The sequence below is a fragment of the Pantoea phytostimulans genome, from assembly GCF_046118715.1.
GTDB classification, from domain to species: domain Bacteria; phylum Pseudomonadota; class Gammaproteobacteria; order Enterobacterales; family Enterobacteriaceae; genus Pantoea; species Pantoea phytostimulans.
The window spans coordinates 2846995-2873193 of the sequence record NZ_CP173698.1; the positions used below are offsets into that span (position 1 = coordinate 2846995).

Here is a 26199-nt window from a genome sequence, read left to right on the forward strand (position 1 = left end):
TCGACCCGCAGCGTTACACTCTATGCCAATTTTTCTTGCAACCAGATGGATACTGCAATGACCCGACATTTTGACTATCTCGCCATTGGCGGCGGCAGCGGCGGCATCGCTTCAATTAACCGTGCGGCGATGCATGGACAAAAATGCGCCCTGATCGAAGCCAAAGAATTGGGCGGCACCTGCGTCAACGTAGGTTGCGTGCCGAAGAAAATAATGTGGCACGCTGCGCAAATCGCTGAAGCTATCCATCTTTATGGCCCCGATTACGGCTTCGATACCACGGTAAACCGCTTCGATTGGGCGACCCTGGTGAAAAATCGCAGCGCCTATATTGATCGTATTCACACCTCCTACGACAACGTGCTGGGCAAAAACCAGGTTGAAGTGATCAGAGGTTTTGCCCGCTTCGTTGATGCGAACACAGTGGAAGTCAACGGTGAAACCATCACCGCCGATCACATCTTGATCGCGACCGGCGGCCGTCCAAGCCATCCTCGCATTCCGGGTGCGGAATATGGCATCGATTCCGACGGTTTCTTTGAACTCGACGCGTTGCCAAAGCGTACTGCGGTCATCGGTGCCGGTTATATCGCCGTTGAGCTGGCGGGCGTGGTGAATGCGCTGGGTTCGGAAACACATCTGTTCGTGCGTCAACATGCGCCGCTGCGCACCTTTGATCCGCTGATCACCGAAACGCTGGTTGAAGTCATGAACACCGAAGGCCCAACACTGCACACCCATTCCATCCCTAAAGCGGTGATTAAAAATAGTGATGGCAGCCTGACGCTGCAGTTAGAAAATGGCAGTGAGCAAACGGTTGATTGTCTGGTTTGGGCTATTGGCCGCGAACCGGCTAACGATGTGTTGAACATTGAAGCCGCAGGCGTGGAGCTGGACGAAAAAGGCTATATCAAGGTTGATAAGTTCCAGAACACCAACGTGCCAGGCGTTTACGCCGTGGGCGATAATACGGGCGCAGTCGAGCTAACACCCGTGGCCGTCGCCGCTGGCCGTCGTCTTTCCGAGCGCTTGTTCAACAACAAGCCGGACGAGCATCTGGATTACAGCAACATCCCAACCGTGGTATTTAGCCATCCACCGATTGGCACCATAGGTTTAACCGAGCCACAAGCGCGTGAGCAATATGGTGACGATCAGGTAAAAATCTATAAATCGGCCTTTACCGCGATGTATACCGCAGTGACGCAGCATCGCCAACCCTGCCGCATGAAGTTGGTTTGTGTCGGCGCTGAAGAGAAGATTGTCGGCATTCACGGAATCGGATTTGGTATGGACGAGATGCTGCAAGGCTTCGCCGTGGCGCTGAAAATGGGCGCGACCAAAAAAGATTTTGATAATACCGTCGCGATTCACCCAACGGCTTCGGAAGAGTTTGTGACAATGCGCTAATAGCCGCCATTGATTACACATTTATTTCTCATCAGAATCCTACATGTTGAATGTAGGATTTTTTTTGGCAATCTACTTAGGATCGGCAATTCATCCTTTATATGAACCCAGAGTTTTAAAAGAATAAAAAAGGCTCAATCTTGAGCCTTTTACGATCATACCAACCCTATAAGATGCTTGGTTCATAATAAAAGGGTTAACTCTCTCTATAAGAACCTCGCGCTATCCACTTTATACGCAACTGACTTCTGCGCTTTCAATGCAGTTAATCATACCGGTGGCCCTACAGCTGCTTATTGATGCGGTGAAAGCCACCTGTCAGCCCTGACGCGCTGGCGCGTTGTGCACCAGCGTGTAAGCGTAATCAACGCCCATGCCGTAAGCACCGCTGTGTTCACGAACCAGATCCATCACCGCGTCATAGGTCTCTTTACGTGACCAGTCGCGTTGATATTCAAGCAGCACCTGCTGCCAGGTGACAGGAATAGCACCCGCCTGCACCATACGCTGTACTGAGCGTTCGTGTGCATCAACGCTGGTGCCGCCCGACGTATCGGTGACCACGTAGACTTCAAAGCCTTCGTTCAGTGCCATCAACGCCGGGAATGTCAGACAAACTTCCGTCCACAGCGCGGAAATCACCAGTTTTTTGCGGCCCGTTTTTTTCACGGCTTCGACGAATTTGGCATCTTCCCACGAGTTCATCGAGGTGCGTTCAATCGGTTTAATCTCCGGGTGAACCGCCAGCAGTTCAGGCCAGATATAACCGCTGAAGCTTTCGGTCTCAACGGAGGTATAAATCGTCGGCACGTTAAAAATCTTGCCCGCCTTGGCGAGAGCGACAGTGTTATTTTTAAGCTGCTGACGATCAATATTGGCGACGCCGAAAGCCATTTGCGGCTGATGGTCGATGAAGATCAGGGTAGAGTTTTGTGGGTCGAGCAGGTCAAGTTTAGACATGATTATTTCCTCTCAGAAGCCGTTGATTAGGTTGTTGTGCTGTTGGAATAAACTTTACGGCGACAGGCGCATAAGAGATAACGGAATGCATTTGATAACTTGTTCAAAGAATTTATAGAAGCCTGTTAAGAAAGGATTTTTCTGGAGGAAATAGCGAATTCAGGCATGAAAAAAGGCGGTTTTATGCCGCCTTATTAACATTTTTTGTGGGTGCAGCGCTGCACCGGTTCGGTGCAGATTAACTTAGTCGATCCAGCCAGCCTACATAGGCTTGATCCCACAGTGCGGCAGGCGTTCCCGCTTTACCTAAACCAAAACCGTGTCCGCCTTTACTGATTTGAATCAGCTCAACCGGGACACGATTACGCCGACAGGTATCGCGCATAAGTTCCGTATTGAAAGGGTTTGAGGTGTGATCGTCCTCGGCCTGCGCCAGGAACGTGGGCGGATAGCTGCGTGTAACGTAATTTTGCACCGACCAGTTAGCTTCATCTTGCGGCGTGGCGTTTTTCCCCACCAACATTAAGTGGGTTGTGGTGTGCTGATACGGCGCTTCCAGCGTAATCACGGGGTAGATCAGACCTACGCTATCCACTTTCGGCACGACTTCATCCAGAGGATCCTGCGGAGCATAAGAGTCATATTCTGGGCGCGCGGCCGCCATTCCCAACAGATGACCACCCGCTGAGAAGCCCAGCACATGTACCTTGCGCTCAAAAGAGCGCACCAAGCGAATGGCGCGTTGCGCATCCTGTAGCGGCGCTAAATGCCCGGCTTGCCATTTTTCCTGCGGCAGACGGTAGCTCAGCACATACGCGGTATAGCCATGGGCGTTTAGCCAGCGCGCCACCGGCCAGGCTTCACGTCCCATTCCAATCCAACGATAGCCGCCACCGGCAGCAATTATTACCGCCTCGCCGTTGGGATTTTCAGGCTTAAACCGTTGAATTGACGGGCTAACAATGTTCGACCATGAACCCGTTTTATTGATATGCAGCTCGCCGGACGGTCCGCCACCGCCGGGCGGATCGTCCGGCCAGAGGGGAATAATGTCGTCTCGAGCAAACAATTTGCCAGTGGTCATAGAAAGCGCAAGGGCTCCCGTGCCGAGAATAAAGTGTCGACGCGTAATCATGATGCCTGTATTTCAATGCTCAAATGATCAGCAAACCGTTGCGGTTCACTGAGGAGTGATTATGTGATGCAAGTCCAGTGCCAAATGCTGGCGATTATGTACGCAACTTTGCCTTAAAATCCATAAAAAAACGCGCCAGCCAGGCGCGTTTATTCGTTAATCAAGCTGAACTAATCTTCTTGCTGAAACTGCGTCATGACAGTCTGTTCACACTGCTGTTCATTGGCACGTAATTTAGCGCGTTCTTCATCGCCCAGTTGCAGCCAGGCACTGGCCACTTCATTGGCGGTATCTTCATCAAACTCGGGCTGATTCATGGCTGAAGGTGACTGGCTTTGCGCGACATACGTCTTCATTTTTTCAACGTATTGATCAGCGCTGGAAACCGCGTGCTCGCTGCTAACAATGTGACACAGCTGGCTGGCATACACATTTTGTTCGCCTTCGTTGGCTGCCAGCGCACTGCCGGAAACCAGCATGCCCAGCAGCAGTAGTTGAGTAGCTTTCATTACTGACTCCTGTTTTTTTAAATTAAGCAAAAACGTTAGTTACGATGTCGTGCTTCAAGGCGTTTCTGCCGCCAATTCAACAGCGGTGTCACCGTTACACCGTGAACCACAATGCTGCTTACCACCAGCGTCAACGCCATATCCACCATCATTTCGGCCTGCGCACCTTCCATGCCATGCACCCAGGCAAAAGCGATATAGTTAAGGCTACCGATGCCGCGAATACCCAGCCAACCTATCAGCAAGCGTTGCGCTGTGGGAATGCCGGCTCCGATAGTTACCAGCCACACCGCGACCGGCCGTACTACAACAAACAGTAGCAGGCCAAGCATCACACCGTTGAGATTCCAGTGATACGCCAGCGTTACGCCCAGCACCACCATCATCAACGCAGCCAATAAACGTTCAATAGTATCGCCGAATGACAACGCATCGCCTACGACCAAACCCACCGATTTCACCATGCCGTTGTCATCGTGCTCCATGCGTTTATTGGGATTTACCAAGGCTTCCGCTGGCAACACGCGCTCATCATCGGTCATATCATCCGTTTGATAGCGTTTGAACACCCCCAGCTCGGCACGACGTAAGCCTACGCCGGCAGCAAACGCAGCGAGAAAGCCAGACGCACCCAGCCATTGTGTCAACGCATAACTCAGGGCGATCAGCGCCAGCGCAAGAAAATCATTGGGTGCGACATTACCATGCGCACTACGTAAATTGGTTGCCAGCGAGCCGATCAATCGCCCAAGCACAAAGCCAATCAGCAAACCACCGCCAATCGCCCAAAGCACCTCAGTCGCGCCCCAATGTGTCAGCAGCGCGCCGTTCAGGCTTTTACCGTTAAACAGCGCCAGCGCCAAAACCAGCAACGGCAATGCCGAGCCATCATTCATGCCAGCTTCACTTGAGATTGCGACACGCAGTGAATCATCGTCACGCGCATCGTTAACAGAAATCAAACTCGCCAGCACCGGATCGGTGGGTGCGACAATTGCGCCAAACGCCAGCGACAGCGGCCAGTCAAAACCAATTATCCAGTGCACCAGCGCAGTCATTGCGGCAACAGTGAGCAGCATAGCCGGGAACGCCAGCCTGACGCCAGTACGCCAGCTGCGCGCTTTTAACGGCAAACGCAATTTTAACCCAGTGATGAACAGCGACGCTGCCATGGTGATTTCAGTGATGTGCGCTACCAGCTCGGAATGGCGGATAATGTCAATTTGCAGGACGTTAAAAACCCACGGGCCGCATAACACGCCCGCAACCAGAAAAAGTCCAAATGAGGTCACTGGCCCACGGTGTATCCAACCGGCAGCCAGTGACATAAGCAGTAGCAGACAGCCGGTTGCGGCTGTCCAGGCGAGAAAATCCATAACGCTCCAATTATTTCCAGATTACCTTTAATCCTGGCACATCTTTTGAAAATGAGGTGAGCGTCATGGCAAGCACAATATAATCAGTTTTTAAGATGGCGACTGGCGAAGCGCACCGCCAAACTCGCGGCTCCGGCTAACGTGGATAACGCCACCACGCCGTTCCAACCCCAATGCGCCAGCGCCAGGCTTCCCAAGGCTGCACCGCTTGCCATCCCAATAAAGACCACAGTAAACAGCAAGGCATTCAGACGGCTACGCGCTTCCGGGGCAAGGCCATAGACCAATGTTTGGTGCGCGACCAAGGTGGCCTGCACGCCCAAATCAAAACCGACGGTACTGATGATGATCAATGCTAGCTGAGCAGGCATCGGCAGCAGCGGCAGTAAAAACATCAAGGCGAAAGAAACGGTCACTAACGCTGCGCCCACTTGGGTAACGCGTGCCGGGCCGATGCGGTCGGCTACGCTGCCTGCCAGCGGCGCAGCCAATGCGCCCGCCGCGCCGGCCAAACCAAATGCACCCGCAACGGCGCTGTCGAAATGAAACCGCTCGCTAAGCATGATCGCTAACGTTGACCAAAAGGCGCTGAAACCCACCGATAACAATCCTTGCGCTAACGCTGCACGGCGCAATGTTTGATGCTGACGCCAGAGATGCACCAACGACAGCAGTAAACGTGGATAGCTCACCGATGTGCCCGGCGTAAAGCGTGGCAACACGCGCCACAGTGCCAGGCTAATGAAAAGCACCGCCAGCGCAGCGATCATATACATGGTGCGCCAGCCGAAATATTCCGCCACTACGCCGCTCACTACGCGTGACAGCAAAATCCCCACCAGCAAACCCGTCATGACGGTGCCAACTGTTTTGCCGCGGCTGCGCTCTGGTGCTAACGCTGCCGAAGCGGGAACGATATCCTGCGCCACGGTGGCGGTTAATCCGGTAGCAAAGCTGGCAACCAGCAGCGCACTCAGACCACCCGAAAATCCACACAGCAGCAGCGCCGCCATTAACAGCAGCCCTTTGATTAATATAATGGTGCGGCGATCGTGTCGGTCGCCGAGCGGTGCCAGCAGTAAAATGCCCAACGCATAACCCGCCTGCGTCAGCATTGGTACCATGCCCACCGCGCCAACGCCCACGTTGAATTGCTTGCTGATGATATCCAGCATGGGCTGGCTGTAGTAAATCGACGCCACGCTTAAACCCGCGCCGGCTGCGAGTGTAAAAACCAACGGGCCCGGAAGGGCTTCGGCCTGGTCGCTATTGATGCTGTTAACTGCTGACATAATCTCTTCCTATAAATTCATTTCGCACATTAAAGCGCACTGCGGCTATACGCGGTAGACTGCTTGAAGGCAAAACCGTTATGCATGAGGCGTATGAGCAACTCCATCAGCAGTGATCGCATTGAACTAATGCAAACTTTTATCCGCATTGTTGAGAGCGGCAGTCTGTCAGCCGCAGCGCAACAACTTGGCACTACGCAGCCGACCATCAGTCGTCGCTTGCAGACGCTGGAGCAGCGGCTCGGCCTGAAACTGATTATGCGCACTACCCATGCGCTGAAACTCACCGATGATGGTGAACGTTGCTATGCGCAAGCGCGGCAGCTGCTGGCAACCTGGTATGCGCTTGAAGACGATTTGACGCGTGCCAGCGACGATCCGGTAGGAACATTGCGCGTGCGTGCGCCGCATGCGTTTGGTCAAGATCAGCTGATCGCCCCGCTGCTCGACTACCTGCGGCGTTATCCACGCCTGAATGTCGAGTGGATGTTAAACGATCGCACGCCCGATTTTATGGCAGAGAACGTAGACTGCGCGATTCAGGTCGGCGCACCGACAGACACCTCGCTGGTAGCGATTTTACTGGCTGAAGTTCCGCGCATTGTAGTGGCATCGCCAGACGTATTGGCACAGCACGCTCCTGTCGAACAGGTTGAACAATTGTGTGATTTGCCTTGGCTGGCGCTGACCAGTTTTTATCGTAATGAAGTGGCATTGCAGCGAGTTCAGGATGGACAGCCCGTGAATCTGGCTATTACGCCAAGGTTGAGCAGCGACAGCTTATATGCGGTGCGCAAAGCGGCCTTAGCAGGAATGGGTGCAGCGATCGTGTCGGCTTGGGTAGTGCAAGAGGATTTGGCTGCTGGACGGCTCATTCAACTGACGCCGGAATGGCAAGCACCGCCGCTGCCCATTTGGCTAACTTATCCGTGGGCAAGTTATTACCCAGCAAGGCTAACCCAGTTTTTTGCAATGATTAAAGATGTGATGCCTACGCTGGCAGGTACAAGGCCAGCATCAAGTTAGGTTTGGAAGGTGCGCGCTGTCCCCCATCCCGGCCTTCCCCCGCAGCGCGGGGGAAGGCCGGGATGGGGGACAAACGACCTCGCACTTAACCGGATTGAGGTGGCACAAGCCCTGACCACCGCTTAATTTTCTAATAATCTTTCTTTTGGTTACGCGACATCGTGTCCAGCCAACCCATCACAAACGCAGACAGCACAAAGGTCAGGTGAATAATCACGTACCACATCAGCTTGTCATTAGCGACATTGCGCGCTTCCATGAACACGCGTAGCAAATGGATAGACGAGATCGCCACAATCGAGGCCGCAACCTTGTTTTTTAACGAGCCAGAATCCATCTTGCCCAGCCAGCTCAGCTTCTCTTTATCTTCATCAATGTCGAGTTTAGAAACAAAGTTTTCATAGCCCGACAGCATCACCATCACCAACAATCCCCCCACCAGCGCCATGTCGACCAACGACAGCAGGATCAAAATCAGATCGTTTTCCGCCACGCTGAAAATGTTGGGCAACAGGTGAACAATCTCCTGAAAAAATTTGATGGTTAGCGCCAGCAATCCCAGCGAAAGTCCAATGTAAACCGGAGCCAACAACCAGCGAGATGCATACATCAGGTTTTCGGTAAAACGTTCCATAATTTCCCAATAATGATCAAATAAGCTGGGCAGTATAACCGAGGAACTGTGAAGTTATTTCAGTGCCTCTTCAGAAATTTCCGGCACGGGCGGCAGCGGCAATGATAAGCGAAATGATGCACCACCCTGTGGACGATTCTCTGCCCAAATCTGCCCGCCGTGGCTTTCAATAATGGTTTTGCAGATGGCTAAACCCAGGCCCACACCCGGCACCGCCGACTCCTTATTCCCGCGCGCAAACTTATCAAAGATACGGGTTAACTCTGCCTCGGCAATGCCCGGCCCGCCATCCCAAATCGCCAGTTCCAGCCGGTCTTTTTCCTGCCACGCCTTGATGCCGCGAGGAGCGCCGTGACCCGCATATTTCAAGCTGTTTTCAATCAAATTGGTCAACACCCGCTCAAGCAGCGTGCTGTCGCCTTTGATCAGTACCATCTCTGTCGGTAACGCCAGCTGAATATGTTGCCCTTTCAGCGAGGCAGCCATGCTGCTAAGGGCGCCGCCAATCACCTCTTCCAGCGCCAGCCACTCTTCACGTAAATTCAAACCGCCCGATTGGATACGCGCCATATCCAACATATTGCTCACCAGCCGAATCGTGCTCAACGTCTGTTCGCGAATCTGGCTGGCCTGCTGCACATATTTTTCATCTTCGCTGGCGAGATCGAGCATCAACATTTCCGCCTGCCCAAACAGCACCGTCAGCGGCGTACGCAAATCGTGGGATAGCGCCGAAAGCAGTGCATTCCTCAACTGTTCACGTTCTGCTGATAAGCGCGACGCAGCTTCACTCTGCGAAAGTGCAATGCGCTCTAACGCGTTAGCGATCAGCACGGTAAAGGTTTCGACCAACCGCTGCTGCTCAGGAATCATCAGCTGGCGCAGGTTTTGTGGCTCAACCACCAGCAAACCGCGACACAGCGCCCCACTTTTAAGCGGCAGGATTTGATAAGGCACGGCGGACAAGGTGTCAGTGCCCGCGCCTGCGGGTTGGCCTTTGCTGAAGCTCCACTTGGCGATAGCGCGATCCGGTTCATTGGCGGGTAGCGCATCACCAATCGACTGTAACTCACCCTGCTCATCCGGCAGCAGCAGCAGACTGCGCGCCTGTAACGTAACGTCAATTACCCGCTGGCTGGTCGCAGCGATATCCTGCGGCGTTAATGCGCTGCTCAGCGATTTCGCCATCTCGTACAGATAGCGCGCCCGCTGCTCGCGGTAACGTGCAACCCGCGCCTGATAGCGTACGCCAGCGGTAAGATTCCCGACAATCACACCCACCGCCAGCATCACCGCAAAGGTCACCAGATATTGCAAATCGGAAACCGCAACCGTGCCGGTCGGCGCGACAAAAAACAGATCGAAAGCGAGAATGTTCAAGATGGTCGCAATGATCGAAGGCAAGCGTCCGTAACGCAGCGCGACGATCACCACCGCCAGCAAGTAGATCATCACGCTGTTAGCGGGATCGAAACCGATCAGCAACGTTTGCCCCACCGCCGTCACCAGCACGCACAACACCAGCGCCATAAAGCAGCCACGCAAGTGCAACCGCCATTTATCGTTGCTAATGCGTCCTTCCGCCAGGGGATGCGGCGCATCCTTCACCGGTTCATCCAGCGCCACCACCAATAAATCGACATCCGGGCCGAGCTGACCCAGACGCTCGGCAAAGCTATCGCGTCGCCAACGGCGTGCCGGACGGCGACCCGTCACAATTTTTCCAAGGTTGTGTTCGCGTGCGTAACGCAGCACCGCCTGGGCTTCATCAGGATCGGAGAGCGTAGCGGTTTCGGCGCCCAGCTCCTGCGCCAGTTGCAAGGTGCGGAGAATGGCACGACGGCGGGCTTCTGGCAGGCGATTCAGCCGCGGCGTCTCAACGTAAACCGCATGCCATTCGCTGCCCAACCTGGCGGCGAGCCGCGCCGCGCTGCGCACTAATTTTTCGCTGCCACTGTCGTCGCCAATGCACAGCAAAATGGCGTCACGCGTATGCCATACGCGATCGCTGCCTTGACGGTCGCGCCAGGCGCGCATCTGGTCATCAACACGATCGGCGGTGCGGCGCAGCGCCAACTCACGCAGTGCAAACAAGTTACCTTTGCGGAAGAAATTTTCGATGGCGCGTTCAGCGCGCTCCCCCATGTAAACCTTGCCCTCTTTCAGCCGCTGGCGCAGGTCATCCGGCGGCAAATCGACCAATACCACTTCATCGGCGCTGTCGAAAAAGGGATCGGGCACGGTTTCGCGCACCTGAATGCCGGTCACGCCGCCAACAACATCGTTGAGACTTTCAAGATGCTGAACGTTGACGGTGGTGAGTACGTCAATGCCCGCCTCCAGCAGCTCTTCAATATCCTGCCAGCGCTTTGGATGACGTGACCCCTGCACATTGGTGTGCGCCAGTTCATCCATCAGGATGACCGCAGGATGGCGTGCCAGCGCGGCATCGAGATCGAACTCGGCATGGCGCGAACGCCCCGTCGCGCGGCGTGGCAACAGCGCCAGACCTTCCAGCAGCTGCGCCGTCTCAGGCCGTTCATGGGTTTCTACCACGCCGACCAATACATCCAACTCTTGTGCCCGCATACGCTGCGCCTCTTGCAGCATGGCGTAAGTTTTCCCGACGCCCGCGCAGGCACCAAAATAGATTTTCAGCTTGCCGCGATGGCTGTCGCTGTTTTCCTGCAGCAGCGCATCGGGATTGGGCCGCAAAGGCTCGTCGTTCATAGCGTCCTTATCGAGGGTTTGCTGGCATCGCATCCAGCGCCATATTTAGCTGTAATACGTTCACCGTCGCTTCGCCGCTGAAGGTCAAAAACGGACGACGCGCCTGTTGTGTAATCAGCGCCTGCACCTGTTCTAACGGCAGCTGGCGCGCAGCGGCAATGCGCGGCGCTTGCCATTGCGCGGCCGCAGGCGAAATATCGGGATCGAGGCCGCTGCCCGACGCGGTAATTAATTCAACCGGCACCGCTTTTGGCGCGAGCGGATTGGCTGCTCGCAACGCAGCAACGCGCTCAGCCACCAGGTTATCCAGCGCCGGATTGCTGCCCGCCAGATTGCTGCCGCTGGAAGCCAGCGGATTGTAAGGCGCATCGCCGCTTGCCGACGGGCGACCCCAAAAGCGATCTGGCTGGGTAAAGTTCTGGCCAATCAGCGCCGAACCGCGCACCACACCTTTTTCCTCTAATAACGAACCGTTGGCCTGAGCGGGAAAAAGCCATTGCGCCAGGCCGGTGGTGAGCAAAGGATAAACCACGCCGGTGACAACGGTAAGCAGCAACAACAGTAAAATCGCAGGACGTAACTGACTCATTTTTTTCTCCTCAGGCCACGCCAAACAGCACCAGGATCAGGTCGATGGCTTTGATACCGACAAACGGCACCAGCAGCCCACCTAATCCGTAGACCAACAGGTTACGGCGCAATAATGCCGCCGCACTCAGGGGACGATAACTCACGCCTTTTAGCGCCAGCGGGATCAGGAACACAATCACCAGCGCGTTGAATATCACCGCCGAGAGAATGGCCGAGTTAGGGGAATGCAGCTGCATCACGTTGAGCGTATTGAGCTGCGGATACGTGGCGGCAAATGCCGCCGGAATAATGGCAAAATATTTGGCTACGTCGTTGGCGATGCTGAAGGTCGTCAGCGAACCGCGCGTCATCAGCATCTGTTTACCGATGTGCACCACTTCCAGCAGCTTGGTGGGATTAGAATCGAGATCCACCATGTTGCCCGCCTCTTTTGCGGCCTGGGTTCCCGAGTTCATCGCCACCGCAACGTCAGCCTGTGCCAATGCAGGCGCATCGTTGGTGCCGTCGCCTGTCATCGCCACCAGGCGGCCTTCAGCCTGATATTGACGGATCAGCGCCAGCTTGGCTTCCGGCGTTGCCTCCGACAAAAAGTCATCCACGCCCGCTTCCGCAGCAATCGCCGCCGCCGTCAGTGGATTGTCGCCCGTGATCATCACCGTTTTAATGCCCATTTTGCGCAGCTCGGCAAAACGCTCTTTAATACCGCCTTTAACGATATCTTTCAGCGCCACCACGCCTAACACGTTCGCGCCTTCTGCCACCACCAGCGGCGTACCGCCGGTGCGCGCCACCTCTTCAACTCGCGCATTCACTTCAGCCGGAAAATGACCATTACTGGCTTCAATATGACGACGTACCGCGTCCACCGCGCCTTTACGAATCAAGCGATCCTGTACGTTCACGCCGCTCATGCGGGTTTGTGCCGAGAAGGGAATAAAACTCGCGCCCATGCTGCTGAGATCGCGCTCGCGCAGATTAAACTTCTGCTTGGCGAGCACCACAATACTGCGCCCTTCGGGGGTTTCATCCGCCAGCGAGGCGAGCTGCGCCGCATCTGCCAGTTGCTCTTCGCTGACGCCTGGTGCCGGTAAAAATTGCGTGGCCTGACGATTACCCAGCGTGATGGTGCCGGTTTTATCCAGCATCAACACATCGACATCACCCGCCGCTTCCACCGCCCGCCCGCTGGTTGCAATCACGTTTGCGGCTAACATGCGGCTCATTCCCGCCACGCCAATCGCAGAAAGCAGGCCACCAATGGTAGTTGGAATCAAACAGACCAGCAGCGCCACCAGCACCGTAACGCTAACCGGCGTGCCGCCCCACGCGGAAAAGGGCCACAGCGTCACCGTTGCCAACAAAAAGACGAGGGTGAGCGACACCAGCAAAATAGTCAGCGCGATCTCGTTGGGCGTTTTACGACGTTTCGCGCCTTCAACCATGGCAATCATGCGGTCTAAAAAGGTTTCGCCCGGATTTGCGCTGCAACTGATTACCAGCCAATCGGAAAGAATGCGCGTGCCACCCGTCACCGACGCAAAGTCGCCACCCGACTCACGTATCACCGGTGCCGATTCGCCGGTGATGGCGCTTTCATCCACCGATGCGCCACCTTCCAGCACTTCACCGTCGCAGGGAATGATGTCGCCCGCTTCCACTAACACCACCTCGCCTTTACGTAGCTGATCGGCCGCGACCTGCTGCCAGCTTGCGCCGTAGCGCGCCTCGGCGAGTTTTTTGGCGAAGCTGGTTTTCTTCACGCCTTTTAAGCTACTGGCTTGCGCCTTGCTGCGCCCTTCCGCCAGCGCTTCTGCCATGTTGGCGAACAGCACGGTAAACCACAGGCAAATCGCGATCGCGCCGGTAAAGCTGGCGCTGCCGCTGGTTTTTCCCGCCAGCATCGCCAACGCTAAGAGGCTGGTCAGTACGCTGCCGAGGTAAACCACAAACATCACCGGATTACGAAATTGCACGCGTGGATCGAGCTTTTTCATGGCATCGAGCACCGCAATGCGCAGCAGCGCTGCATCAAACAGCGCCTGTTGTTGACGACTCATGATGTTTTCACCTGAAGATTAAGATGCTCAGCGATCGGGCCTAAAGCCAGAGCAGGAATGAAAGTCAGTGCACCCACCAGCAGCACGGTGCCAATCAGCAGCGAAATAAATAACGGGCCGTGTGTCGGCAGTGTGCCGTTGCCAACCGGCTGCACTTTTTTCACCGCCATCGCACCGGCAATCGCCATCACTGGAATGATGATGCCAAAGCGTCCCAGCAACATGCAGCTTGCCAGCAGTAGATTCCAGAAAGGGGTGTTAGCACTTAGACCCGCAAAGGCGCTGCCGTTGTTGTTCGCCGCCGATGAAACGGCATACAGCACTTCGCTGAAGCCATGAATGCCGGGATTTAACATGCCAGCACGCCCAGCATCGGTCATCATCGCCAGCGCCGTTCCGATCAGTACCAGCGCAGGCGTGACTAAAATCGCCAGCGCGGTCATTTTCATTTCCCACACATCGATTTTTTTGCCGAGAAATTCTGGCGTACGACCGATCATCAGGCCCGCGATAAACACCGCTAACAGCACAAACAGCAGCATGCCGTATAAGCCTGCGCCCACGCCGCCAAATACCACTTCACCCAACTGCATCAACCACATCGGCACCATGCCGCCCAGCGCGGTAAAGGAATCGTGCATGGCATTCACCGCCCCGCAGGAAGCCGCAGTGGTGATCACCGCAAACAGGCTGGAGTTGAGAATGCCAAAGCGCGTCTCTTTGCCTTCCATATTCATCGCGCTGTCAGCGCCTAATGCGATGAAATGCGGATTACCCTTGACCTCTGCCCACATCACAACACTTACCGCGACCACAAACATCAGCGTCATCGCCCACAGCAGCATGTTGCCCTGACGCCGATCTTTGACGCTTTCACCAAAGGCAAAGCAGAGCGCGGCGGGGATCAAAAAGATGCTGAGCATCTGCACCAGATTGGTTAATGCGTTGGGGTTTTCAAAGGGATGAGCGGAGTTAACGTTAAAGAAGCCACCGCCGTTAGTGCCGAGCATTTTGATCGCTTCCTGCGATGCCACCGGCCCCATCGCCAGCGTTTGCTGTGCCCCCTCCAGCGTGGTGATGCTGTGATAGGGTAAAAAGTTCTGGATGCTGCCCTGGCTGACAAAAAACAGCGCCATCAGCAGGCTAATTGGCAGCAGGATATACAGCGTAATGCGTGTGAGATCGCGCCAGGCGTTGCCTAAAGTTTCAAGCGAACGACTGGCGAAGCCGCGGATCAGCGCAAACGCCACCGCGATGCCGGTGGCTGCAGACAGGAAGTTTTGTACCGTTAATCCCACCATCTGACTGAAATAACTCAGCGTGCTTTCGCCACCATAAGATTGCCAGTTAGTGTTGGTGACAAAGCTCACGGCGGTATTCAGCGCCAGATGCCAACTCAGGCTCGGCAACTGCTGCGGGTTAAGCGGCAATTCGCCTTGTAGCAATAAAATGGCCAGCAACAGCAGCAAACCAAGGGCATTAAACAGCAGAATCGCCAGCAGATAATGCGGCCAGCGCATGCCTGGCTGCTCCGTTCCCAACAGACGCCACAGCGGGCGCTCCAGCCCGGCAAACAGCGGCTTGTCAGCCACGAAACGTGCCAGCCCGCGTCCCAGTGGCTGCGCCAGGACCATGAGCAGCAGCACATAGACAGCGATCAGTAAAAATGCATTGGCCGCCATTAGAACGCCTCCGCATTGAGCAAGGCATAAACTAAATAGCCCAGCAATAACACCACCAGCACAATGCCGGTTATTACGTCCACGCTCACAGTCACCTCCAGAGAATTGGATTTGCTGATTAGCTTGCGCCGAGGCGTATAAAGAAGGCGTTAAAATGCGTGGCGTGGGCGTAAATAAAGTATAAAAATGGCGATAAATCAGGCGTTTTATGTGGGGTATGCAGGCTGTATTAATAGGCGGCGCTTAAGCCGCATGCAGCGCCCAAATACGGTTGAGATCGACGTTTACCCATAAATTGCTCTCTTCTGCGCTAACAATACTGTCAGTACAAAAGCTGTCACCGAGATCGACTATTTCGGGCTTCATTTCGCGCTGGGCATGCAGCGACCAGAATACGTGAACACAAGGACGCAACAGGGATTTTTCGCCTGCCTTTACCACCAGCGCAACCCGGCCCGATGCCAGACGCACCAGCGATCCCACCGGATAAATGCCAATAGTACGCACAAAACTATTGAGCAGGTGGCTGTCAAAATGACCGCGCCAGCTCAGCATATTGTGCATCGCTTCTGCGGGCGTCCAGCCTTTACGATAAACACGCGTCGACGTCAGTGCATCGTAAACATCGCACACCGCCGCCATGCGAGCGAACTGTGTAATCTGTTCGCCTTTCAGCCCATGTGGATAGCCATTTCCGTCATATCTTTCATGATGGTGCAGGGCAATATCCAGCAGATCTGCGTCAGCGTCAGCCTCCATTAAAATCTGTGCTCCGATAATGGGATGCTGACGCATGACGTTGAACTCTTCCTCTGTCAGCTTGGTGGGCTTATTGAGAATATCCAGCGGCACCGCCGCCTTGCCCACGTCATGCAGCAAGCCGCCCATACCCGCGCGACGAAGCTGCTGTTCGTTGAGACCCAACGTTTTACCCAGTGAGATCATCAAGCCGCAGACCGCCATGGAATGCAGATAGGTGTAATCATCGTGGCTTTTTAGCCGCGCCACGCTCAGCAAAGCAGAAGGTTCACGCTCAATGGATCCGGCTATTTCATCGACTAAATCGATCATAAAAGAGAGATCGAGGCTGTTACCCAGACGCGCTTCGTTGAACATCGCTAACACTTTCGGCTTGCCCTGCTGAAAGATCATCTGCGCCTTATCCAGTTCCTGAAAAAACGGCGTGCGTGGAATAGCTTTTTTTTCTCCTGCTGGCGCAAGCGGGGCCTGTACCGATTTATCGAGATCGATCCAGATCGATTGGATCCCTTCGTTGCGTAAGGTGATGATCTGATGAGGATCAGTGATCAGCATTTGGTTGCGAATGCGCTTGTCTTTCATCCACCAAACGTCCAGTTTGTGGATGAACATTCCGAGCCGCAGTTCGCCAACGGCAATCAGCTTTATCACGATATCACTCCTTAATATCAGCGGGTGGTAGGGTGATATCGGCAGCTGAGCAAATATTCTTCAACAGGTTTTGTGCAAACTGTGTGGTACGACGAGACCGGGATTGTGCGCGCTGTCTTCTGTCCTCTGCGCGCTGTCAAACGGCCTCCTCTGCGCGCTGTCCCCCATCCCGGCCTTCCCCCGCATTGCGGGGGAAGGAGACGCTGCAACATGCCCCTTCAATACTCGCATGTGGCAGCGTCTTCCTCCCCCATGTATGGGGGAGGACTGAGGTGGGGGGCAGACGACCTCGCACTTATGGGGCCCTTTATCAGCACGTTAAATTGCTTTAATGCCATCTTCTTTCCCCTGTTTTTCGAAGCCTTGGTGATTTTCCTGCTGCTCTTCCCCGACACGTTCGATAGGGCCCATCACAAACAGGAACAATACTGCGGCAATCACGCAGTGCGCGCCGACAAACACCAAACCGATACTGTAACTGCCGGTCAAACCCACAATGATGCCGAACAGCAGCGGCGTGGTGAAACCCGCGATATTACCGATACCGTTAAAGATTGCGCCCGCCAGGCCAACCGCTTCTTTGGGAGCGGTATCGCTGATCACGGTCCAGGTTCCTGCGCCCGCTGCCACACCTTTGCCAAAGAAAGCAAACGACATGATGGCGATAATGCCCACATTGCTGGGGATCACTGCCGCCAGAATCAAGCTGGCTGCCATCAACATACCCACGATGTAAGGCGCTTTACGCGCCCAGGAAACGCTCCAGCCTCTGGCCAGCAGTTTGTCAGAGATATAACCGCCGCTGATGCCGCCGAGGAAGCCAAACAGCGCCGGTGCAATGGTGGCTAAACCGGCATCCATAATGTTCATGCCGCGCGCCTGCACCAGATAGATAGGAAACCAGGTAATGAAGAAGTAGCTCAGCGCGATAATGCAGTACTGGCCGAGATAGGCGCACCACAACATGCGGTTGGTCAGCAGTTTTTTGAACATCGCTTTGCTCAGTGCCGGACGCTCTTTCAGTGTCTTGGCTGAGTCAATATCCACCAGCGCGCCACCCTCAACGATGTGGCGGAATTCGTTTTCCGACACGCCGGGATGATTGCGCGGTTCACGCATATAGGTTGCCCAAACAAACACCGCCAGCACGCCAATGCCGCCAAGCACAAAGAAAGGCCATTCCCAACCGTGACGTGAAACCAGCCAGGCAGAAAGCGGCGAAAAAATAGCGACAGCAAAGTACTGCGCCGAGCTAAACAGCGACGACGCACGACCGCGTTCAGCGCCAGGAAACCACATGATCACCACGCGGGCGTTGGCAGGAAAGCTGGGTGCTTCTATCAATCCCAGCAGGAAACGCAGGCCAAACATCAGTATCAGTGCACCTGTCATGCCGCTGGAAAACTCACCGACAAATCCCATCGCGATGGTAGATACCGACCAGAGCGCCAGCGTGACGCCATAGACTTTTTTAGCCCCAAAACGATCCAGAAAAAGTCCGCCGGGGATTTGGCCGATCACATATGCCCAACTGAATGCCGACAGGATCAGCCCAAGCTGGATCGCGGACAGGCCAAATTCATCTTTGATCGCCGATCCTGAGATCGACAGGATCGAACGGTCAGCATAGGCCACCACCGATAAAAACAGGATCAGACACAAAATCCAGATACGAACATGCGAGGTTTTCGTCGCGAGCTTATCTTTCAACATGAGGTGAATTCCTTAAAAAGGGGCAGCGTCCTGCCGCATAGTTTTTTTTCAGGAATACCGCTGAGATTCCCTTGTGAAGAAAATATAGATAGGAGCCTAACTAAAGGTCATTGTGCGAATGGTGAGATTGTCGGCCATGTTTAGCGCTAATTTTGGCATCTGCCACAATGCGCAGTGCGGCGCTGCACATAAGCTGAAAAAGTACGCCCTTTTTGCCGTGGAATGTGCGCCGTGTCTGAGAAATCAGCACCAGAGAACGCTATGCAGCATAAATTTTTTCAGCAAAATGTGCACCCGCTTGCAAGAGTAAAATCAGGCAATTGTCAAAGCACGCGCCGACTCGTAGGCTGCAAATGAATTCATTAAACCGTTTCCTTTATTAATGAAAAGAAAATTCCAAAAATAGCCTGCGGAGTCTGCAATGAAAAAGAAAGCGTTAGTAATGCTGTGCATGATGAGTCTCTCCGCTTCGGCGCTGGCTGAAAAAATCGGCGTATCGATGGCTTACTTTGACCAAAACTTTCTCACCATTATTCGTCAGTCGATTGATAAAGAGGCTAAAACGCAGGGGCTGGAATCGCAGTTTGAAGATGCGCGCGGCGATGTCGGTCGGCAAACCGATCAGGTACAGAGCTTTATCGGCTCAGGTGTAGACGCCATCATTGTCGATCCGGTTGATTCTGCCAGCACGCCTGCGCTCACCAAGCTGGCGCAACAGGCAAAAATTCCGCTGGTGTTTGTTAACCGTACGCCAGGCGATAAAACGCTGCCGCCGGGTGTGGTGTTTGTGGGTTCTGACGAACGTGAATCGGGCGTGTTGCAGATGGAAGCGCTCGCAAAAATGGCTAACTATCGCGGCAACGTCGCCATCATGATTGGCAACCTCACCGATGCGGGTGCATTGCAGCGTACCAAAGACGTTGAGCAAGTGGTGGCGAAATACCCCAACATGAAAGTGGTGCTGAAACAAACCGCCAACTATTCACGCAGCGAAGGCATGGATTTGATGTTGAACTGGCTGTCGAACGGTGAAGATATCGACATTGTTGCGGCCAATAACGACGAAATGGCGATTGGTGCCACCATGGCCATCGCGCAGGCAAAACCGAAGAAAAACATTCTGGTCGGCGGCATTGATGCCACGCCGGATGGATTAAAATCGATGGCTAACGGCAGCATGCAGGTCACGGTATTTCAGGATGCGGTGGGACAAGGCAAGAAGTCTGTTGAGGTGGCGCAGCGTTTAATAAAAGGCGAAAAAGTGGATTCGCATCAGTGGATCCCGTTTGAGCTGGTCACTAAAGAGAACATGCAGCAGTACATCGATAAAAGTAAATAACCTGAAACCGGAGCGGCCTGTCCGCCGCTCCGGGCTTGGTTAACTATCCAGCAGCTTCGCCATCATCACCACGTCATGCCGTTTTCCGTCGCGCAGCGATGCCTGACGCCGTACGCCTTCACGCTCAAACCCAAGACGCTCATACAAGCGCAGCGCACGGTGATTATCGTGAAACACTTCCAGTTCGATGCGCGTCACGCCCAGCCAGTTTTGCGCATAATCTATCCCGGTACGAATCAATCGCTCGCCCACGCCGCGCCCGGCAAAGGCCGGATCAACACCAATACCAAAACTGATGCAGTGGCGCGTCCGCGGCCTGTTTTCAACAAACAGGGTTAATTCGCCCACCATTTTGCCGTCAATTTCAGCAACAAAAGCGATGAATCCTTCAGCATCCATTTTCAAAAATTTCTTTTCCCAGGTCGCTACGCTCGGATACGGCAGCTGAAGCGTCCAGGGATAAACATCAGGATGGCTGTACAAACGCTGATAAGCCGCAGCATCGCTGGGTTCACGTCCACGAACGGTAATTTCCATATTTTCTCCTGTTAGACGGTGGGTTTCACTGCACCAAATTGCACTAAGCTGTAATTCTTTATCGGTTGGAAAGAGTGATTCTATGTTGTATCGCCGTTTTGAACGTTTTATCAATATTTTTCAGGATGCGCCCACCGAATCGCCGCCCTCATCAGTCTGGCCTTTTTACGCGTATTATTTGCGTCAGGTGTGGCCCAGTTTTGCGGCGCTGTTGGTGGTTGGGCTAGGATCGGCGTTGGTGGAGGTTGCGCTTTTCAGCTACCTGAGCCGCATCATCGACCTGGTCAATCATTCAACGCCCGCCAGCTTGTTCCGCGACAACTGGCAAATTCTGCTCTGGATGGGATGTGTCGCCTTGATTCTGCGACCCATCTTTATCGCGCTGCATGACATGTTGGTGCATCAAAGTATTAACCCCAGTATGACCAGTATGATCCGCTGGCAGCACCACAACTATGTGTTGCGCCAGAGCCTGAACTTTTTCCAGAACGACTTCGCTGGACGCATTGCGCAGCGCATCATGCAAACCGGCAATGCGCTCAGAGATTCATCAGTCCAACTGGTGGATGCCATCTGGCACGTGCTGATCTATTCCGTAACCTCGCTGATTCTGTTTGCCGAAGCGGACTGGCGATTAATGATCCCACTGATTATCTGGATTGTTGCTTATGCCGCCTCGCTGCGCTTTTTTGTGCCACGCGTGAAAGCGCGTTCAGTGGTCTCTTCAGAAGCGCGTTCAAAATTGATGGGCACGATTGTCGATGGCTACACCAATATCACCACCATCAAACTCTTTGCCCACAGCGACCTGGAACGCAAATATGCCCGCGAAGCGATTCAGGAACAGACCAACAAAACGCAGCACGCCAGCCGCATGGTTACGAGCATGGATCTGACCTTATCAGCGTTGAATGGCCTGCTGATAGTCTCCACTTCCGGGCTGGCGCTGTGGCTGTGGAGCGAGTCGCTGATCAGCGTCGGTGCTATCGCACTGGCAACTGGTTTGGTGATCCGCCTGGTCAACATGTCCGGTTGGATCATGTGGGTGGTGAACGGCATTTTTGAAAATATCGGCATGGTGCAGGATGGCCTGAATACCATCGCCCAGCCGCTGAGCGTGCAGGATGCGCCAAAAGCCAAAAACCTTGAAGTGACACGCGGCAATATCCGCTTTGAGGATGTGCGCTTTGATTACGGTGGTGGCCGTCAGGTCATCAATCGCCTTAATCTCGACATCAAACCGGGCGAGAAGATTGGGCTAATTGGCCCGTCTGGCGCGGGCAAATCCACCCTGGTCAACCTGCTGCTGCGGCTGTATGACCTGAACGGGGGGCGCATCGTGATTGATGGCCAGAATATCGCGGAAGTTACCCAAGAAAGCTTGCGCAGCCAGATTGGTATGATCACCCAAGATACCTCACTGCTGCACCGTTCGATTCGGGAAAACCTGCTGTATGGCCGCCCCGATGCCAGCGAACAAGCGCTGCAATTGGCTATTCATCGCGCCCGCGCAGACGAATTCATTCCGCTGCTCTCTGACCCGCAAGGACGTACCGGGCTGGATGCGCAAGTTGGTGAGCGCGGCGTGAAGCTTTCTGGCGGGCAGCGTCAACGTGTGGCGATTGCGCGCGTGCTGCTGAAAGATGCGCCGATTTTGATCATGGATGAAGCCACATCGGCACTCGACTCGGAAGTCGAAGCGGCTATTCAGGAGAGCCTGGAATCGCTGATGCAGGGCAAAACAGTGATTGCTATCGCTCACCGCTTGTCGACCATCGCCAAGATGGATCGCTTAGTGGTGCTGGAGAAAGGTGAGATTGTCGAGATGGGCAGCCACCGCGAGTTGCTGGCGCAAAACGGACTGTACGCCCGCTTGTGGCAGCATCAAACCGGCGGCTTTGTCGGCACCGATTAATCACCGCGTCGATAGGGCAAGGCGTCGCGCGCCTCCTCTTCCCAGGCGCGTACGCCCTCCCTTTCTCGCTGAAGAAAATCATCCACCGCTTCACGTAATCCCGGATGCATTAAGTAATGCCACGAGTGGGTAATATGCGGCTCAAAGCCGCGCACCAGTTTATGTTCGCCTTGTGCGCCCGCATCAAAACGCTGCAATCCTTCTGCAATGGCAAAATCCATTCCCTGATAGAAACAGGTTTCAAAATGCAGCCGGTCAAATTCGGCTAAACATCCCCAATAACGTCCATACAGTGCGTGTTCATCTTTGAGGTAAAACGCCATCGCTGCGGGCTGCTGCTGAAGGTGCGCAATCACCACGCGGATATTTTCTGGCATCCGCTCCGCCAGCAAACTAAAGAAATTGCGCGTTAAATAGGGCCGCTGGCCGCGCACTGCGTAAGTGTTGGCGTAACAGGTATACACAAAATCCCACTGATCTTCACGGAGCTGATCGCCGCGATACCCGCTGAATTCAAAGCCACTCTGCGTCACCTGTTCACGCTCTTTGCGCAGCTGTTTACGCTTGCGTGACATCAACGTGTCGAGGAAATCCTGAAAGTCGCGGTAGCCGCGATTGTGCCAGTGATACTGCAGGCCCCAGCGTTCAAGCCAGTTGGGCTGCTCGTGCAGCAGATGATTGGCCTGCGCATCGGTAAAATTAATGTGCGCGCCGCTCAATCCGTTTTTTAGCAGTGTTTCCGGTAAGGCTGCCAGCAATTGCGCCGCCGCGTCGGGCGCGCCAATCAGACGTGCGCCCGTTACCGGACTGAATGGAATGGCCCCAAGCCATTTTGGATAATAACGGATTCCTGCACGCTGGCTGGCATCGGCCCATACATGATCAAATACATATTCGCCCTGCGAGTGACGCTTGCGATAGCCAGGAATAGCAGCGCGCAGCACGCCGTTTTCACGCCACAGCAGATGATCCGGTTGCCAGCCCGATTCAGCGCGCACGCTGCCGCTCTCCTCCAGACTAGACAGAAAGGCGTGGCGTAAAAAAGGTTGATCATCAGGTAACAGCGCATCCCATTCGGCGGCAGCAATCTCTGCTAACGAAGTCAGGTGAATCAGTGACATCAACAACTCCAGACAAGAACGGGCGAACCGTCAGTCAAGCAGGTTTTTGAGTAGAGGGAAAGTGTAATGGTATCAGCAGCGGCCAGACGTTATCTATTGATCGAACGGGAGAGATCGTTCCGTGATGACAACGCATTGAAACTGCACCCGTTCGATGGTGCGCATTTTACCCGCTCACTCGTCATTTGGCACAGACATCACGCTAGCTGCTCGATGTGGATGTCGCGTATTTTCACTCCGTATCCGCTTAACGTATCACCGCGACTATTCTTTCCATTTTGGAAATAACGTTTACCTTTTGGACCGGATTATCACTGAACCCGCAGCGGGTTAAGCTGCTTCTTATTATCATAGAGGAGCAGAATGATGTTAGTGAACGGCAAATGGAGTGCAGAATGGCATCCGGTGCAGGCCACCGATAAGCAAGGCGGATTTGTTCGCCAGACTTCACGCTTCCGCGACAGGATCAGCAGCGATGGCTCAACGGAGTTTGCTGCCGAACCCGATCGCTATCATCTCTATGTTGCGCTGATTTGTCCTTGGGCATCACGTACATTGATTACCCGTAAACTCAAAGGGTTGGAATCACTGATTAGCGTGTCGGTGGTTGAACCGCTATTAAGTGAGCAAGGCTGGCGTTTCGGTGATTATCCGGGCGCCGATCGCGACAGCGTAAACGGCGCAGAATATCTGCACGAACTTTATACCCGCGCTGACGCTGACTTTACCGGTCGCGCCACGGTACCGGTATTGTGGGATAAAAAGACCGGCACCATTGTAAATAACGAATCCGCTGATATTGTGCGAATGCTGAACAGCGGGTTTGGCGGTTTGGCGGATAACCGCATCAATCTCTATCCTGAATGTCTGCGTGAAGAGATTGATGCCCTGAACGCGCAAATCTATCCACGCCTGAATAATGGCGTCTACCGGGCGGGATTTGCCACCACGCAAATCAGCTATCAGCAAGCATGCAATGAGGTGTTTGAGCAAATGGATGAGCTGGAAACGCGCCTACAAGATGGCCGCACTTTTCTGCTTGGCGAGCGTATCACCGAGGCGGATATCCGCTTGTTTGTCACGCTGATTCGTTTTGATGCGGCCTACTTCGGGTTGTTTAAATGCAACTTGCGCCGGGTACGTGACTATCCGTTGCTCAACCGCTACCTGAAGAGCATGCTGTCGGTGTCTGGCGTGCGCGAAACCGTCAATATTGATCATATTAAACAGGGTTATTACTCGATCAAGGCGCTGAACCCCAACGGCATTGTGCCCGCAGGCCCAGACCTGAGCGATTACGGCTTTTAAGGAATAAACATGGCAAAAGCATTGGTGATATTTTTACACGGCGTTGGCAGTAATGGTGACGATCTTGCTCCGATTGGTCAGCATTGGACTGCATTGTTACCCGATGTTGTTTTTGCCTCGCCTGACGCGCCTTATGCTTTTGAGCAGGGATTCGGCTATCAATGGTTCAGTCTGGCTGGTGTAACAGTAGAAAATCGCCCAGCCCGCGTGCGTGAAGCGCGAGCCGCATTTGATGCCCGACTAAGCGAGATCATGGCGCAAAACAATATGGCCGATCAGTGGGATAAAGTCGTGCTGGTGGGGTTTTCACAAGGCTCAATAATGGCGCTGGATGCGCTGGTAGATGGCCGTTATCCGTTGGCCGGCGTGGTGGCTTTTTCAGGTCGACTGGCTTTTGATGGCCCCCTAACGCCGCAGCCTTATACGCCAGCGATGCTGATTCACGGGCACGCCGATGATGTGATTCCGTGGAGAGAAAGCGAATCGGCAGCGCATCGGCTTAAAAGCGCCAATGTCCCGACCGAAACGCTGTTTGAACCCAAAACGGGTCATTCGATTTCAGGGCAAGGCGCGATGCATGCTGCCGCTTTTATCGCCCAGTGTTTGCAGGATTAAGGCCAGTAACGATTTAATGCTCGCCACGCGTGTTGTGCCGCTTCGGCGGGCGGCAAGCGTTTGAGTTCATCGTTAAACACTTCAATGCCCACCGGGCCTTGATAACCGGCACTTTTCAGCTTATCAACGAAATGTTCAATATTGATGATGCCGTCGCCGGGCAACAGGCGTTGATGGCGCGCGGTGTCGATCAATGCCTGTTTATCCTGTGACGGTTTTTCCGCCATATCGCACAGTTGCACTTCATAGATGCGATCGGCAGGAATGCCGTCCAGCTGCGAAGCATCGCCGCCAAGGGCGCAAATGTGAAACAGATCCACCACTAAACCGATGTTGGGCTGATCGAGACGCTGCAAACGTTCCCACGCCAGCGGTAGCGTGTTATCCACGCTGCACCACGCCATTGGCTCATACATGATGCGCATTTTGTAGCGGGCGGCTTCCGACGCCATCCAGCGTAAATCGTCATCAATGCATTCTGGAAGACAATCTTCACGTGTGGTTGCCGGTGCCTGAATGGTATCGCAGCCCAGCGCCTGCGCGATCTGAATAAACTGACGTAGCTCCTCGCGTTTTTCAACGCGCAGGCCATCGGATGCGCCGGTAAAATCGCGTAACACTTGTAGATTGGTAAAACCTATTCCCTGTTGGCCCGCAAACTGCGCTAACGCCGCTGCACCCTGCTCACAAGCTTGTACATCCTCACGCCATATTTCGACCTGATCGAAGCCCGCTTCTCGTGCCGCCTGCAATTTTTGCTCGGGTCCACCGTTTAACAACACCAGGTTAAGGAATTTAGGGTTGTGGCTCATCAACGTGCTCCTTAATCGTCCGGAATA

Annotated in this window: 22 protein-coding genes; 6 read left to right on the forward strand and 16 right to left on the reverse strand. The window is 54.2% G+C overall.

Translation table 11 applies throughout. The features are described from left to right. The first annotated feature begins 57 nt into the window (after nucleotides 1-57). Nucleotides 58-1410 carry a glutathione-disulfide reductase gene (gorA, locus tag ACF2G4_RS13350; protein WP_409074960.1) on the forward strand — a complete coding sequence of 451 codons (1353 nt, stop codon included), beginning with the start codon at nucleotides 58-60 and terminating at the stop codon, nucleotides 1408-1410. Nucleotides 1411-1728: 318 nt separating this feature from the next. Here the strand turns inward: gorA and ACF2G4_RS13355 are convergent, their stop codons facing one another. The 5 genes from ACF2G4_RS13355 to ACF2G4_RS13375 form a co-directional block, all read right to left on the reverse strand. Continuing rightward, nucleotides 1729-2370 (reverse strand): hydrolase, encoded by a 642-nt coding sequence (locus tag ACF2G4_RS13355; RefSeq protein ID WP_215845317.1) that lies wholly within the window; start codon nucleotides 2368-2370, stop codon nucleotides 1729-1731. A gap of 238 nt (nucleotides 2371-2608) precedes the next feature. Next, nucleotides 2609-3505 (reverse strand): alpha/beta hydrolase, encoded by an 897-nt coding sequence (locus ACF2G4_RS13360; RefSeq protein ID WP_215845316.1) that lies wholly within the window; start codon nucleotides 3503-3505, stop codon nucleotides 2609-2611. Between the two features lie 170 nt (nucleotides 3506-3675). Further along, nucleotides 3676-4014: a hypothetical protein gene (locus tag ACF2G4_RS13365; protein ID WP_215845315.1), complete on the reverse strand. Its 339-nt coding sequence runs from the start codon at nucleotides 4012-4014 to the stop codon at nucleotides 3676-3678. A gap of 35 nt (nucleotides 4015-4049) precedes the next feature. Then, on the reverse strand, nucleotides 4050-5390 hold the full coding sequence (locus tag ACF2G4_RS13370; RefSeq protein WP_409074961.1) for a cation:proton antiporter: 1341 nt from the start codon (nucleotides 5388-5390) through the stop codon (nucleotides 4050-4052). An 83-nt stretch (nucleotides 5391-5473) separates the two neighbouring features. Continuing rightward, the gene (locus ACF2G4_RS13375) at nucleotides 5474-6682 is read right to left on the reverse strand and encodes an MFS transporter (RefSeq protein ID WP_215845314.1); all 1209 of its coding nucleotides are present in this window, start codon (nucleotides 6680-6682) and stop codon (nucleotides 5474-5476) included. 93 nt (nucleotides 6683-6775) lie between these two features. Here ACF2G4_RS13375 and ACF2G4_RS13380 point away from each other — a divergent pair, with 93 nt between their 5' ends. Further along, complete coding sequence (locus ACF2G4_RS13380) at nucleotides 6776-7708, forward strand: LysR family transcriptional regulator (protein ID WP_409074962.1); 933 nt, start codon at nucleotides 6776-6778, stop codon at nucleotides 7706-7708. Nucleotides 7709-7838: 130 nt separating this feature from the next. Here ACF2G4_RS13380 and ACF2G4_RS13385 read toward each other — a convergent pair whose 3' ends face one another. From ACF2G4_RS13385 to ACF2G4_RS13420, 8 genes are all read right to left on the reverse strand, one after another. Then, complete coding sequence (locus ACF2G4_RS13385) at nucleotides 7839-8342, reverse strand: TIGR00645 family protein (RefSeq protein WP_409074963.1); 504 nt, start codon at nucleotides 8340-8342, stop codon at nucleotides 7839-7841. A 54-nt stretch (nucleotides 8343-8396) separates the two neighbouring features. Further along, complete coding sequence (kdpD, locus tag ACF2G4_RS13390; RefSeq protein WP_409074964.1) at nucleotides 8397-11072, reverse strand: two-component system sensor histidine kinase KdpD; 2676 nt, start codon at nucleotides 11070-11072, stop codon at nucleotides 8397-8399. 7 nt (nucleotides 11073-11079) lie between these two features. Next, on the reverse strand, nucleotides 11080-11661 hold the full coding sequence (kdpC, locus tag ACF2G4_RS13395; protein ID WP_409074965.1) for a potassium-transporting ATPase subunit KdpC: 582 nt from the start codon (nucleotides 11659-11661) through the stop codon (nucleotides 11080-11082). A 10-nt stretch (nucleotides 11662-11671) separates the two neighbouring features. Continuing rightward, a complete protein-coding gene (gene kdpB / locus ACF2G4_RS13400; protein ID WP_409074966.1) occupies nucleotides 11672-13720 on the reverse strand; it encodes a potassium-transporting ATPase subunit KdpB in 2049 nt (682 codons plus the stop codon). Beyond that, nucleotides 13717-15402, reverse strand: coding sequence for a potassium-transporting ATPase subunit KdpA (gene kdpA / locus ACF2G4_RS13405; RefSeq protein WP_409074967.1), 1686 nt, complete (start codon nucleotides 15400-15402; stop codon nucleotides 13717-13719). Before kdpA ends, kdpB begins: the two co-directional genes overlap by 4 nt. Then, a complete protein-coding gene (gene kdpF, locus ACF2G4_RS13410) occupies nucleotides 15402-15491 on the reverse strand; it encodes a K(+)-transporting ATPase subunit F (RefSeq protein ID WP_215845309.1) in 90 nt (29 codons plus the stop codon). The genes kdpA and kdpF overlap by 1 nt, the downstream gene beginning before the upstream one ends. 154 nt (nucleotides 15492-15645) lie before the next feature. Then, nucleotides 15646-16812 (reverse strand): HD-GYP domain-containing protein, encoded by a 1167-nt coding sequence (locus ACF2G4_RS13415; protein WP_409074968.1) that lies wholly within the window; start codon nucleotides 16810-16812, stop codon nucleotides 15646-15648. Between the two features lie 318 nt (nucleotides 16813-17130). Continuing rightward, nucleotides 17131-18525 (reverse strand): MFS transporter, encoded by a 1395-nt coding sequence (locus ACF2G4_RS13420; RefSeq protein ID WP_409074969.1) that lies wholly within the window; start codon nucleotides 18523-18525, stop codon nucleotides 17131-17133. A gap of 421 nt (nucleotides 18526-18946) precedes the next feature. Between ACF2G4_RS13420 and ACF2G4_RS13425 the strand changes: the two genes are divergently transcribed. After that, entirely contained in the window at nucleotides 18947-19864 is a 918-nt protein-coding gene (locus tag ACF2G4_RS13425; RefSeq protein ID WP_215845307.1) for a sugar ABC transporter substrate-binding protein, read from the forward strand. Nucleotides 19865-19903: 39 nt separating this feature from the next. Here ACF2G4_RS13425 and ACF2G4_RS13430 read toward each other — a convergent pair whose 3' ends face one another. Then, on the reverse strand, nucleotides 19904-20401 hold the full coding sequence (locus tag ACF2G4_RS13430) for a GNAT family N-acetyltransferase (protein ID WP_215845306.1): 498 nt from the start codon (nucleotides 20399-20401) through the stop codon (nucleotides 19904-19906). An 82-nt stretch (nucleotides 20402-20483) separates the two neighbouring features. Here ACF2G4_RS13430 and ACF2G4_RS13435 point away from each other — a divergent pair, with 82 nt between their 5' ends. Further along, complete coding sequence (locus ACF2G4_RS13435; protein WP_332626017.1) at nucleotides 20484-22316, forward strand: ABC transporter ATP-binding protein; 1833 nt, start codon at nucleotides 20484-20486, stop codon at nucleotides 22314-22316. Here the strand turns inward: ACF2G4_RS13435 and ACF2G4_RS13440 are convergent. Beyond that, on the reverse strand, nucleotides 22313-23437 hold the full coding sequence (locus ACF2G4_RS13440) for a GNAT family N-acetyltransferase (RefSeq protein ID WP_409074970.1): 1125 nt from the start codon (nucleotides 23435-23437) through the stop codon (nucleotides 22313-22315). The genes ACF2G4_RS13435 and ACF2G4_RS13440 overlap by 4 nt on opposite strands. 366 nt (nucleotides 23438-23803) lie before the next feature. On the opposite strand from ACF2G4_RS13440, the gene ACF2G4_RS13445 reads away from it, so the two are divergent. Both ACF2G4_RS13445 and ACF2G4_RS13450 read left to right on the forward strand, forming a co-directional pair. After that, nucleotides 23804-24745, forward strand: coding sequence for a glutathione S-transferase family protein (locus ACF2G4_RS13445; RefSeq protein WP_215848202.1), 942 nt, complete (start codon nucleotides 23804-23806; stop codon nucleotides 24743-24745). A 9-nt stretch (nucleotides 24746-24754) separates the two neighbouring features. Next, nucleotides 24755-25360 carry an alpha/beta hydrolase gene (locus ACF2G4_RS13450; protein ID WP_243079913.1) on the forward strand — a complete coding sequence of 202 codons (606 nt, stop codon included), beginning with the start codon at nucleotides 24755-24757 and terminating at the stop codon, nucleotides 25358-25360. Here ACF2G4_RS13450 and ACF2G4_RS13455 read toward each other — a convergent pair. Then, entirely contained in the window at nucleotides 25357-26172 is an 816-nt protein-coding gene (locus tag ACF2G4_RS13455) for a sugar phosphate isomerase/epimerase (protein ID WP_243079914.1), read from the reverse strand. The two genes, ACF2G4_RS13450 and ACF2G4_RS13455, sit on opposite strands and share 4 nt — an antisense overlap. Nucleotides 26173-26199 lie beyond the last annotated feature (27 nt).